9 protein-coding genes are annotated in these 12,677 nt (G+C 62.6%); 4 read left to right on the top strand and 5 right to left on the bottom strand.

Features of this window, described 5'->3' with window-relative positions; all coding sequences use genetic code 11:
• Window positions 1-12 precede the first annotated feature (12 nt).
• The 4 genes from NKJ89_RS05265 to NKJ89_RS05250 all read right to left on the bottom strand — a co-directional run bounded on the left by NKJ89_RS05265 (window position 13) and on the right by NKJ89_RS05250 (window position 3,656).
• The gene (locus NKJ89_RS05265) at window positions 13-285 is read right to left on the bottom strand and encodes a type II toxin-antitoxin system RelE/ParE family toxin (RefSeq protein ID WP_352600507.1); all 273 of its coding nucleotides are present in this window, start codon (window positions 283-285) and stop codon (window positions 13-15) included.
• 1 nt (window position 286) lies between these two features.
• Window positions 287-544 (bottom strand): type II toxin-antitoxin system RelB/DinJ family antitoxin, encoded by a 258-nt coding sequence (locus NKJ89_RS05260; RefSeq protein WP_023758994.1) that lies wholly within the window; start codon window positions 542-544, stop codon window positions 287-289.
• 75 nt (window positions 545-619) lie between these two features.
• Window positions 620-2,674, bottom strand: a complete 2,055-nt coding sequence (locus tag NKJ89_RS05255) for a bifunctional aldolase/short-chain dehydrogenase (RefSeq protein ID WP_352600768.1) — start codon at window positions 2,672-2,674, stop codon at window positions 620-622.
• A gap of 25 nt (window positions 2,675-2,699) precedes the next feature.
• A complete protein-coding gene (locus tag NKJ89_RS05250) occupies window positions 2,700-3,656 on the bottom strand; it encodes a sugar-binding transcriptional regulator (RefSeq protein WP_352600505.1) in 957 nt (318 codons plus the stop codon).
• A gap of 191 nt (window positions 3,657-3,847) precedes the next feature.
• Here NKJ89_RS05250 and NKJ89_RS05245 point away from each other — a divergent pair, with 191 nt between their 5' ends.
• The 4 genes from NKJ89_RS05245 (at window position 3,848) to NKJ89_RS05230 (ending at window position 10,810) form a co-directional block, all read left to right on the top strand.
• The gene (locus NKJ89_RS05245; RefSeq protein ID WP_352600503.1) at window positions 3,848-5,485 is read left to right on the top strand and encodes an acyl-CoA synthetase; all 1,638 of its coding nucleotides are present in this window, start codon (window positions 3,848-3,850) and stop codon (window positions 5,483-5,485) included.
• Window positions 5,486-5,672: 187 nt separating this feature from the next.
• On the top strand, window positions 5,673-6,278 hold the full coding sequence (locus NKJ89_RS05240; RefSeq protein WP_352600501.1) for a TetR/AcrR family transcriptional regulator: 606 nt from the start codon (window positions 5,673-5,675) through the stop codon (window positions 6,276-6,278).
• 50 nt (window positions 6,279-6,328) lie between these two features.
• The gene (locus tag NKJ89_RS05235) at window positions 6,329-7,477 is read left to right on the top strand and encodes an efflux RND transporter periplasmic adaptor subunit (protein WP_352600499.1); all 1,149 of its coding nucleotides are present in this window, start codon (window positions 6,329-6,331) and stop codon (window positions 7,475-7,477) included.
• 192 nt (window positions 7,478-7,669) lie between these two features.
• A complete protein-coding gene (locus NKJ89_RS05230) occupies window positions 7,670-10,810 on the top strand; it encodes an efflux RND transporter permease subunit (RefSeq protein ID WP_352600497.1) in 3,141 nt (1,046 codons plus the stop codon).
• Window positions 10,811-10,891: 81 nt separating this feature from the next.
• Here the strand turns inward: NKJ89_RS05230 and NKJ89_RS05225 are convergent, their stop codons facing one another.
• Window positions 10,892-12,601, bottom strand: coding sequence for a trimethylamine N-oxide permease (locus NKJ89_RS05225; protein ID WP_023759001.1), 1,710 nt, complete (start codon window positions 12,599-12,601; stop codon window positions 10,892-10,894).
• Window positions 12,602-12,677 lie beyond the last annotated feature (76 nt).

The following is a 12,677-nucleotide window of genomic DNA, read 5'->3' as shown; positions in this document are numbered from 1 at the left end:
ACCGGCTTCGGGCTACTCGTTGAACAGATCGGAGTGAGAGCCGGTGCGAGCAAGCTGTAATTCGTCGCTGACCACCCGATAGAGCAAGAGCCAGTCCGGTTCTATGTGCGCGTCACGATAGCCTTTCCAGTCGCCTTTCAAGGGGTGATCCTTATAACTCGCCGGTAGCTCGTTTCCGGCGATCAGCCGGCCGAGCAGTTCGCGCAATTTGCCAAGGTCTTTGCAACGCTTCTCCATACGTTTCACGTCGCGACGGAATTGCCCGGAGCGAACAGGCGTCAGCACATCAGATGCCCAAATCCTTGAACAGCTCATCGGCCGAGGCGAAACGCTTGCCCTTGCCCTGTTCCAATTCGGCCATGGCCTTTCGAGTGGTTGCGTTAGGCACCTTCACCGGAAAGGGAAATTCCTTGTCGGCAGCGACGCGAACCAAAAGCAGGCGGATGGCGTCGGAAACCGACAGGCCCATTGCCGCCAGGGCTTCTGTTGCCTGATCCTTTGTCGCCGTATCGATCCGAGCGCGGACCACGGTATCAGTTGCCATGTTATAACTCCTCTGAGTGAGCTACAATGTAGCTACGGATTGCTAGCTGCGCAAGCCGGTTGATGCTCTCTCAATCTACCGCAACGCCGCCGCGATATTGCCGCCATCGACCGTCGTTACGTCGGCGGTGGTGCGATCGGCCAGCGCATGATGCAGGAACGCCTGCGCCACGTCCTGTGCCGTTACTTCCTGGCCGAGCAGATTGCCGGACATATAATCCTTCTCCGACACGCCGCGCGCGCCCGAACGGCTAGCGATCATGGCGTCGGTCAAAAGCCCTGAGCGGATGCGGTCGGCATTGACGGCGTTGGAGCGGATGCCGTGCGCGCCATAATCAAGCGCGTACTGCCTGGACAGGAACAGGGTCGCTGCCTTCGGCACGCCATAGGCGCCGAACTTCGGCCCCGGATTGACCGCTTGCTTGGAGGTGTTGAACAGCAGAACGCCGCCGGTGCCCTGTTCGAGCATGATGCGCACGGCGTTCTGCGCCACCGACTGATGGGCGAAGAAGTTGAGTTCGAAACTCTTGCGCAAAAGAGCATCGTCTAGCTCACCGATCCGGCCTTCCCAGGCAGCACCGGCATTGGACACCAGGATGTCGACACCGCCGAACACGGCGACCGCTCTGTCGAAGGCGGCACGCACCTGTGCCGGGTCGGTAATGTCGGCGGCGACACCGATCGAATTGTTGCCGGCTTTCTTCGCCGCCTCTGCGGCCTTCTCGGCATCGAGATCGACGACAACGGCATGGGCGCCATTGTCGGCGAACAGTTTTGCTGTCGCTGCACCGATTGCGCCGGCGCCGCCGGTGATCAGCACCACTTGGCCGGTCAGCGGCTTCGGCTTGTTGGAGGCAAGCTTGGCTTGTTCGAGCGACCAGTATTCGAGCGGGAACAGGTCGGCCTTGGAGAGCGGATGGAAACGCCCGACCGCCTCGGCGCCGCGCACCGCCTCGATCCACATCTCGCCGACATCCGACGCGATCTTCGCATCCTTCAAGGTGCGGCCATGGCCGAACATGCCGAGGCCCGGCACCAGCGTCAGCCGCGGCATCTGGTCGAGCATGGTGCGCTTGACGTCGTCGAGCGCATCATTGGCTTCGAAATAGGCGCGGTAATCCTTGGCGAAGGCATCGACATGGCTCTTGATCACGGATCTGTAGTCGCCGGCCTTGTCTGCATCGGGCGCCGGCAGCGCCATAGGTCCGGTCTTGATTCGGATCGACAGATCGGGCGTCGACACGCCGCGTCCGGCATAATCGGCAATCTCGGCCGAATTGATGAAATCGACGATTGCCGGCGAAGTGCGGAAGTCGCTGATCATGCGGTCGAAGCGGCCTTCGCCGCGCGCCACGGCAACGGCGCCGCGAAGCGTCGGCGCGATGGAGGCCGGTGTTGCTAGCTTTGCCGGCAAGGCTGCCTTTGCCGCCTTGGGCTTGCCGCTTGCGGCAATGTAGTCCTCGGCGACGTTCACATAGTGGATCATTCGGTCGTAGGCCTGCCTGGCATCGTCGCCGAAGGTGAAGATGCCATGCTTGTCGAGGATCAGGCCCTCGACCGCGGGGTCGGCGTCGAAGATGTCGGCCGCCGCCTTGGCAAGGTCGAAGCCGGGCATGATGTAGGGCACGTAACCCATCTTGCTCCCGAAGACCGTCTTCACCAGCGGCTTGGAGTCTTCCTGGTCGACGATGGCGAGGATGGCGGTCGAGTGCGTGTGGTCGACGAATTTGTGTGGCAGGAAGGCATGCAACAGCGTCTCGACCGAAGGGTTTGGCGATGACGGATCGATGAGGTTGACGCGCTGCAGCGCGACCATGTCCTCGTCGGCCAATCTGTTCAGCGCGCGCGCCTTGAGCAGCGGCTTGAGCTTGACCGCCGGCAGCCCCTGCGGCTCGATGACGCCCATGTCCCAGCCGCTGCCCTTGACGCACAGCACGTCCCACTCGTCACCGACGAGATCGGTGGCTGTCGTCTTGCAGGATGTGTTGCCGCCGCCATGCAGGACCAGCCTTGGTTCGCCGCCCAGCAGCCGGGTCGTGTAGACGCGCAAGGCCAGGTCGCGGCCGACGCCCTTCGTTGCATAGTCGGCAACGAGCTTTTCGGCTGCATCGTCATTCCACAGGTTCTTCATGTTCGCTTCGTCCAATTGCTGTCTTCTATGGTGAAATAGGAATGCCGCGATCCAGGAGCCGCTGTGCCATGCGCGCGCCGACCACCAGATGCGTGCAAAGGCCACCGGCGATCGCCGCGAGCAGCGGCTCGAACTTGCTGTCCTCCTGCACGACCATCAGCCGCCGGGCGATGGCGCGCAGCGAGGCAAGTTCGGCCGAGATCACACGCCTGTTATAACTGCAGTCGAGCACTTTGCCCTCGGCGTCGATGATCTGCCCGGCAATGACGCCGGCAGCGCCCTGCTTTCGCAGTTCCGCCATTTCACTTGGTGTCAGCGCGCCGCATTTGACCAGGTGGCTGTCGGCGTCGACCGCCCCGACCGAGTACAGCGCCAGGTCGCATTCGCCGACGCCCGACAATTGTTCGCGGATCACCGGCTCGGCACGCAGCGCGCGTGCCAGCTCTTCCGTCGACAGCACCAGCGGTGCGTAGAAGTTGAGTCCCTTGGCGTTAAGGCGCCGCGCAATCTCCATCGTGCACTGGTCGGGCCGATAGGAATAGGGCGCACCGAGATTGCCACAGAGCTGCACCACCGTGACATCCTGCAGGTCGGCATAGGACATGACGTCGGCGATCATGTAGACGGTCCGGCCCCAGGCGACGCCGATGCGGTCGCCCTTCTTGACCAGTTCGAGAAAGACGCTTGCCGCCAGCACGGCGATTTCCGTCGATGGGTCGGCGATATGGTCGTTTTCAGGCGCGATCCAGACGGCGTCGAGGCGCAGCGCATCCTCGAGTTTGCGCGCCAGCACATCGTCGGTGAAAAGTTGGGTCGAGGTCGAGATGTTGACGATGCCGGTCTCGCGCGCCTTGCGTAGATACATGGCGACCGAGGCACGGGAAATGTTAAGCTGGCTCGCCACCTGGTCCTGCCGGAGGCCATGGGCGTAATAGAGCCAGGCGGCCTTGTGGATAAGTTGTTCTGCCGGTCTGATCGCCATGCCGTCTCCTCGGCTGACATTATTCACGGCTCTCGACAAAAGTCAAACTGGACACGGGTATGCGATGCCCTTTGGCGCGGCGATTCTGGATCATCATTGCGCCAAATGTGCTCCAACGGAGCATCGCTGATGGTGACGCGGCCCGAGGCCGTGATTAGAACGTCTAAAGAAAGAACGCGGGGAGTATGGGGATGGGCAATCCTTACGAACAGGATCTCGACAAGAACGCGGCCAACCATCAGCCGCTGACGCCGCTCACCTATCTGGAGCGCGCGGCCAGGACCTATCCCGACCATATCGCCATCATCCACGGCCGCCAGCGCATCGACTATCGCAATTTCTGGCAGCGCTCGCTGAAGCTTGCCTCGGCGCTTCAAAAACGCGGCATCGGCAAGGGCGACACGGTCACGGTCATGCTGTCCAACACGCCGCCGATGCTGGAGGCGCATTTCGGCGTGCCGATGACCAAGGCGGTGCTGCATTCGCTCAACACACGCCTCGATGCCGCGGTCATCGCCTTCCAACTCGACCACGCGGAGACCAAGGTGCTGATCGTCGACCGCGAGTTCTCCAGCGTCAGGCAGGCCCTGGAACTGGCCAAGGTCAAGCCGCTGGTCATCGACTATGACGATCCCGACTACGCCGCCGACGCGCCGTACCCAAAAGGCGAGCGGATTGGCTTGCTCGACTATGAGGCCTTTGTCGCCGGTGGTGATGCGGATTTCGCCTGGTCGATGCCCGACGACGAATGGGATGCCATCTCGCTCAACTACACCTCCGGCACGACAGGCAATCCGAAGGGCGTGGTGTACCACCACCGCGGTGCCGCCCTGATGGCCTACACCAACACCATCCATGCCGGCATGGCCAAGCATGCTGTCTATCTGTGGACGCTGCCGATGTTCCACTGCAATGGCTGGTGCTTTCCCTGGACGCTCGCCGTCCAGGCCGGCACCCATGTGTGCCTGCGCTGGGTGCGGCCGAAGCCGATCTACGATGCGATTGCCGATCATGGCGTCACCCATCTATGTGGCGCACCGGTCGTCATGTCGGTGCTGATCAATGCGAAGGACGGGGACAAGCGGGAATTCCCGCAGACGGTGACCTTCAACACCGCGGCAGCACCGCCGCCGGAAGCCGTGCTGTCGGGGATGGCCGACGCCGGCTTCGCCGTCACCCATCTCTACGGCCTCACCGAGACCTACGGTCCGGCGGTCGTCAACGAATGGCACGGCGCCTGGGACGACCTCGAAAAGGGTGAACGCAGCGCCAAGAAGGCACGGCAGGGCGTACGCTATGCGGCACTCGAAGGCTTGACCATCATGGATCCCGAGACGATGCGGACGACGCCGGCGGACGGCGAGACCATCGGCGAGGTCATGTTCCGCGGCAACATCGTCATGAAGGGCTATCTGAAGAACCGCAAGGCCAGCGATGAGGCCTTTGCCGGCGGCTGGTTCCATTCTGGCGATCTCGGCGTCATGCATCCCGACGGCTATATCCAGCTCAAGGACCGCTCCAAGGACATCATCATCTCGGGGGGCGAGAATATTTCCTCGATCGAGGTCGAGGATGCGCTCTACAAGCATCCCTGCGTCGCCTCCTGCGGCGTCGTCGCCAGGCCCGATGACAAATGGGGCGAGGTGCCCGTCGCCTATGTCGAATTGAAGCCCGGCAAGTCGGCGACCGAGGCCGAGATAATCGAACACTGCCGCGCGCTGCTTGCCCGCTTCAAAGTGCCGAAGGCGGTGATCTTTGCCGAAATCCCGAAGACCTCGACCGGTAAGATCCAGAAGTTCCGGCTGCGCGAAATGGCAAAGGCCGCCTGAAGCGCCGACGGCCTCTCGCGGGAAATATTTTCTACAGTCCGCATCCTCCGCTGGCTTCGTGACGTCTATCGAATGTCACCATATGTCAACAGGCGTACAAGTACGTCGAAATTGCATTGACAGGTCACTCGTTTCGATTTACGAGTGACGAAAATTGAAATTCGTCATTCATAAAGCAACAGAGGTCATGTCCGAAGCCGCCACCATCGTCGCCGACGCCGCCCGACAGGAAAATGTGACGCGCATTCTCGATTGCGCCGAGCGCTTGTTCCGCCACTACGGCTACGGCAAGACCAATGTCGCCGACATCGCCCGCGAACTCGGCATGTCGCCGGCCAACATCTACCGCTTCTTCACTTCCAAGGTGGAAATCCACCAGGCTGTCTGCGGTCGGATGCTCGGCGCAAGCTACAAGATGGCCTACGATATTGCGCATTTGCCGGTCAGCGCCGAGGAGCGGCTTCGGCGCTACATACATGCCCAATACAAGATGACGACGGAAGTCATGCTCGACGAGCAGAAGGTCCACGAGATTGTCGTCGTCGCACTCGAACGAGACTGGGGCGTCATCGACAAGCATGTCGACAGCATTCACGACCTGATTGCGGACGTGATCCGCGACGGCATCGAGGCCGGTGAGTTCAGGGAACAGGATCCGGTGATCGCGTCTCGGTGTTTCGGCGCCTCGACCGTCATCCTGTGCCATCCGCAGATGGTGGCGCAATGCCTTGCCAAGACCAACCGGGCGATGCCCGACGACCTGATCGACTATGCGATCAGGGCTTTGAAGTAATAGCCGCCGAACGCCGGTGTCGACCGTTCATCTCCAGTCGGGAGTACAAGATGTCTTTGTCCAGTTCCATCCTCCGCAAACTGCCAGTTGCCGGCCTGATGGTCGCGGCCCTCGGGCTCGCCGGCTGCAGCCAAGAAAAAGCCGAAGTCAAGGAAATCATCCGGCCGGTCAAGGTCGTCGAGATCGCCCAGGCGCATGATACCCGCACGCTCTCCTATTCCGGCTCGGTGCGGGCCCGCACCGAAAGCGCGCTGGCTTTCCGGGTCAACGGCAAGATCACGGAGCGCCTCGTCGACATCGGCCAGCACGTGACCTCGGGCGATGTGCTCGCCCGCATCGATCCCATCGACTACGACCTTTCGGTCAAGAGCGCGCAGGCAGCCCTTGATGCCGCCGATCGGCAGGTCGAGACATCGGAGCTTGCCCGCAAGCGTGCCGAACAGCTGTTCGACAAGAAGTTCGCACCGAAATCGCAGCTGGAGCAGGCGACCCTGGCCTACGACCAGGCCGTCGCCACCCGCGATTCCGCCCGCTCGACGCTCGCCCAGGCCAGGAACCAGGTTGGCTACACCGATCTCAAGGCCGACAGGGATGGCATCGTCACCGCGGTCACCGCCGATGTCGGCCAGGTGGTCGGCTCCGGCTCGCCGGTGGTCACCGTCGCGGTCGACGGCGAAAAGGAAGTGCTGATCGCTGTTCCGGAAATGGAAATCGCCGAATTCAAGCCGGGCAAGGTCGTCAAGGCGGGCTTCTGGTCCGACGACGCGCTGGCGCTGGACGGCAAGGTCCGTGAAGTCGCCGGCAGCGCCGATCCGCAATCGCGCACCTTTGCCGTCCGCGTCAGCCTGCCAAACGACCCGCGCGTGCTTCTCGGCATGACCGCCGGCATCGAAGCCTCGGCGGCCAATGAGCGGCAGCTCGTCTCGATCCCGCTGAGCGCATTGGCAGAGAAAGACAGCCAGTCGATCGTCTGGACCGTCGATCGTGGCGCCGACACCGTTCATGCCCGTCTGGTCAAGGTCGCGAAGTTTGCCGCCGATGGCGTGCGTGTCGCAGAGGGTCTGAAGCCCGGCGACGTCGTGGTCGCTGCCGGCACGCAGTTCATGACCGAGAATCTCAAGGTGAAATTCGCCGGTGACACGGTGCTGCAATCCGCCTCTGCGGCGGGTGACGGCGGCGACACCAAGCAGGTGCGCTGACTCAAGACAACCGGCTGCGCGTTCCCGCAGCCGCTGGTTTCCGGGCGGCAAGCGCCCACCCGAGACGCTCGATTGATGTAACCCCCACATCGATTTTCGCGTCCCACCGCGATGAGCGTTTCTCCTCTCGGAGAGCCTTGCCGCCCGGAAGCCACTCCGAACCTCGATTGCTGAACAGATGGATCTGCATCCATGACCAATTCCACGGAAGAGAAGCGGCCCTTCAACCTGTCGCGCTGGGCAATCGGCCACCCCGCCATTGCGCGGTTCCTGTTTGGCCTGATCATCATTTCCGGCGCGCTCGGCCTGATGCGCATGGGCCAGAAGGAAGATCCCGATTTCACCTTCCGGGTCATGGTCGTCCAGGCAATCTGGCCGGGCTCGTCGATCCAGGAGATGGAAGACCAGGTCGTCAACAAGATCGAGCGCAAGCTGCAGGAGACGCCGCATCTCGACTTCGTCCGCTCCTTCACCCGCGCCGGCAGCGCCATCATCACGGTCCAGATCAAGGGCGACACCAACACCGCCGAGGTGACCGACGCCTTCTATCAGGTGCGCAAGAAAGTCGGCGACATATCAGGCGACCTGCCGCAAGGCCTGCTCGGCCCCTATTTCAACGACGAATTCGGCGACACCTTCATCACGCTGCATTCGATCAGCGGCGACGGCTTTAGTTATCCCGAGTTGAAGAAGTTCGCCATCCAGGCGCGCGACATGCTTTTGACGACGCCAGGCGTCGAGAAGGCCGTCATCATCGGCGATCAGCCGGAAAAGCTCTATATCGACGTCTCGTCCAAGGCGCTCGCCGAACGCGGCCTGACGCTGACCGATCTGCAGAACGCGATCAAGGGACAGAACAATGTCGATCCGGCCGGGTCCGTCGACACCGGCACCAATTCGGTGCGCATTGCCGTCGAAGGCGACGTCGCCAAGGTCGAGGATATCAGGAACCTGCGCCTGCGCGCCGGCGGCCAGGTGACAAGGCTGGGCGACATCGCCACGGTGACCTCGGGTCTGGAAGATCCGTTCCAGCGCAAATACCGCTTCAACGGTCATGACAGCGTGCAGCTTGGCGTCGTCATGGCCAAGGGATTTAAGGTCACCGATGTCGGCAAGGACGTCGAGGCCACCTACAAGCGCTTCGAGGAGACGCTGCCCTATGGCGTTTCGGTCGACCAGATTTCCGATCAGCCGGGCGTCGTCACGGATGCGGTGGCCGAGTTCATGCATGCGCTCGGCGAAGCGCTGCTGATCGTGCTCGTCGTCTCGTTCCTGTCGATCGGCTGGCGCTCGGGCCTGATCATCGCCATCACCATCCCGCTGGTGCTCGCTGCCACCTTCGCCATCATGTACGAACTCGGCATCGACCTGCAGCGCATCTCGCTCGGCGCCCTGATCATCGCGCTCGGCCTGCTTGTCGATGATGCCATGATCGTCGTCGAGATGATGGAGCGGAAGCTGGAAGAGGGGCTGGTCAAGATCGAGGCGGCAAGCTTCGCCTATTCCTCGACCGCCTTCCCCATGCTGACCGGCACGCTGATCACCACGGCCGGCTTCATCCCGGTCGGCTTCGCCGCCTCGACGGCCGGCGAATATGTCCGCACCCTGTTCTATGTCGTCGGCATCGCTCTGGTCGTCTCCTGGTTCGTCGCGGTGTATTTCACGCCGTGGCTTGGCAACATGATCCTCAAGCAGCGCAAGCATGCTGGCAGCCACCACGACGCCTTCGACACGCGCTTCTATCGCCGGCTGCGCGGAACCGTCGGCTGGGCGGTGCGCCATCGCATCATCGTCCTGGCCATGACTTTGGTCACCTTCGGCACCAGCCTGTGGGCGTTCCAGTTCATCCCGCAGAACTTCTTTCCGCAGTCGTCGCGTCCGGAAATCCTCGTCGATCTCTGGCTGCCGGAAGGCACCAGCATCAAGGAGGTCGAGGCACAGGCCAAGTCGCTCGAAGCCAAGATGATGGACGACAAGGACAAGCGCTTCATCGCGACCTATATCGGCGAAGGCGCGCCGCGCTTCTTCCTGCCGCTCGACCAGCAGCTGAGCAACCCGAACTTTGCCCAGCTGCTCGTTATGGCCAATGACGAACCGGCCCGCGAACGGCTGATCGTCAAATTGCGCACCGTCCTGGCCGAGGATTTTCCGTCGATCCGCGCCAAGGTCGACCGTTTGTTCCTCGGTCCGCCGACCGGATGGCCGGTGCAGATGCGCGTCATGGGGCCGGATCGCCAGGAGGTGCGCCGCATCGCCGACCAGGTGAAGGCGAAGTTCCACGAGAATCCGCTGCTCGGCGCAGTCCATGACGATTGGCTCGAGCCGGTGCCGGCCATGAAGCTGGACATCGACCAGGATCGCGCCCGTGCGCTCGGCGTCACCTCGCAGCGCATCCGCCAGACGCTGCGGGCGGCCATGTCCGGCGTGCCGCTCGACGACTTCCGCGACGGCGAGGAGACGGTGTCGATCGTCGCCCGCGAGCCGGATGCCAGCCGCAGCCTGCTGTCCTCGGTCGACTCCGTCTATATTCCGACCGATTTCGGCGGGTCCGTGCCGCTGTCGCAGGTGGCCAAGGTTGTGCCGGTGATGGAGCAAGGCATCGAATGGCGCCGCGACCGCTTGCCGACCATCAGCGTGCGGGCGACGCTGCCGGATGGCGTGCAGTCCAACGACGTCATCACCAAGATGTACAAGGACATGCAGGGCCTGCGTGACGGGCTGGCGCCCGGCTACAAGATCGAGATCCAGGGCGGTGCGGAGGATTCGGCGGAAAGCCAGGCTTCGATCGCCGCCAAGGCGCCGATAATGCTGGCCGTCATCGTCGTGCTGTTGATGATCCAGCTGCAGCATTTTGGCAAGGCGATGTTGGTTCTGGCGACCGGCCCTCTCGGCATCATCGGTGCTGCGGCGGCCCTTTTGATCAGCGGCGCACCGTTCGGCTTCGTCGCCATCCTCGGCGTCATCGCTCTGCTCGGCATCATCATGCGCAACTCGATCATCCTGGTCGACCAGATAGACCAGGACATTGCGAGAGGCATGGACCGCTACGAAGCGATCATCGGCTCGGCCGTGCGCCGCTTCAGGCCGATCGTGCTGACAGCGATGACGGCGGTGCTTGCACTGATCCCGATCTCGCGCGGCGTGTTCTGGGGGCCGCTCGCCTACGCCATGATGGGCGGCATCCTCGTTGCCACCGTGCTGACCATCCTGGTCCTGCCGGCGGGCTACGCCCTGTTCTTCGGCCGCGAGCCAAAGAGGATTGCCGCGAAGGAAGACGATTTGGCATCCAGCAAAGTAGCCGAAAGGCCTCGACTGGCCTTGGCGGCTGAATAAACGATATCGGCCGGTCGAGTTTCGACCGGCCGATTGTCCATCCTGTTAAGGCTTTCCGCTGCCGGCCTTTTCGGGAAGTCGTCAGATGACGAAAAACCAGTTGGCCAGCAGCATCACCACCACGCCGGCGACCAGCGTCAAATAGGGCAGCATGCCCGCCTTTTTGACCGCGAGGTCGGCTCCCGTCATGCCGAGGTCGGCCAGCATGTGGTCGGGGAACTTGCCCTTGTCCTGGACGTAGTGGCGGAAGCAGAACACCGGGATGATCAGCGCCGCTGTGATCAGTCCTGCCCACAGCGCCATCGGGTTCCACACCTTGGCGCCGGCGCCCATGAAGATGGCGTTGACATAGGCGAAGATCGCCCCGATCCCGAGCAGCCAGCTCGGCGCCTTCCAGGGCCGCGCGATATGGCCGTTGTCGATGCGGTGGATCCAGCCGGCGTTGAGGTTGAGGAAGTTGAAGATGATGTAGCCGCAGTTCGACACTGCGAGGATGAAGAAGAAGCTCGTCGCGTCGGCCGAGGCGATGGCCAGCACGATCAGGTTGAAGACGAGATCGGTCCACATGGCGCGGGTCGGTGCGCCGTGTTCGTTGACATGGCTCAGATAGCGCGGCAGCCAGCCGTCGACCGAGCCCTGGTAGAGCGTGCGCGAAGAGCCGGCCATGGCGGTCATGATGCACAGCACCAGCGCCAGGATCATCAGCATTACCAGCAGGCTGTGGATCAGCGCGCCGCCACCGACCATGCCGGCCAATGCGTCGGCGACGCCGGAGCCGTCGACGATCGGCGTGGCCAACATGCCGTTAAGGCCGAGCACGCCCTGGAAGGTGAAGGGCACCAGGATGAACAGCAGCATGCACAAAAGGCCGGAATAGAAGATCGCCTTGAAAGTGTCGGTACCGGGGTTCTTGAACTCCGAGGTGTAGCAGACGGCGGTCTCGAAGCCGTAGGTCGACCACGCGGCGATGAACATGCCGCCGAGCACCAGCGTCCAGCCAGCGATATTCCAGACGCCGGGTTCTGGCGCATAGGCAGCCGCCAGCGGTACAAATGGCGAAAAATTCGCCCAGTTGATCTGGCCAGTGATGATCGGCACGACGCCGACGATCAGCATCGGGATGATGACCAGCAGGCCGATATACTTTTGCACGTTGGCCGTCCCGAGGATGCCGCGATGCTGGATGGCGAAGATGATCAGCATCAGCACCGCGCCGATGAAGAAGGTCGCGTTGAAGGTGAACGAGACCGGTCCCAGCGTATGGCTGTAGAGCGTCCAGTTGCGGATCGCCGGCGTCGCGGCGGCTGTCACCGCCGTGATGGCGTCGGCGGCACTCGTTCCGGCATGGGCGGCGATATAGGCGACGACATCCGGCGAGGCGTCGGTGAACAGCGGCACCGGCGCCAGCGCGTTGAGGATGTAGGCGGCGGCGATCGAGCAACCGAGCGACAGCACCGGCGACCAGGCGAACCAATTGCACCAGACCGACAGCGGCGCGATGAACTTGGAATAGCGCAGCCAGGCGGTGGCGCCGTAGATCGAGGCGCCGCCGGATTTGTTCGGGAACAGGCCGGCGATCTCGGCATAGGTGAAGGATTGCAGGAAGCCCATGATCATGGAGGCGATCCAGATCGCGAAGGCCAACGTTCCGGTCGTACCGGCAATGCCGCCGATCGAGAACAGGACGAGGGCAGGGACGCCACTCGCCACCCAGAAGGCGCCGCGCCAATCGATATTCCGGTGCAGCTTGCCTTCTGCAAGCGGCTCCAGGGCAGTCGTTATCGTGCTCATGTGTGTTTGTTCCCCTTTTTGATGTTCCCCGTTCGTGACGGCCGCGACTTCGCGAGGCTTCATCATCGACGCATGC

It is taken from the genome of Mesorhizobium sp. M0047 (assembly GCF_040323315.1).
Lineage (GTDB): Bacteria > Pseudomonadota > Alphaproteobacteria > Rhizobiales > Rhizobiaceae > Mesorhizobium.
Note: the sequence above shows the minus strand (reverse complement) of the source record. Positions and strands in the feature narration are given on the sequence as shown.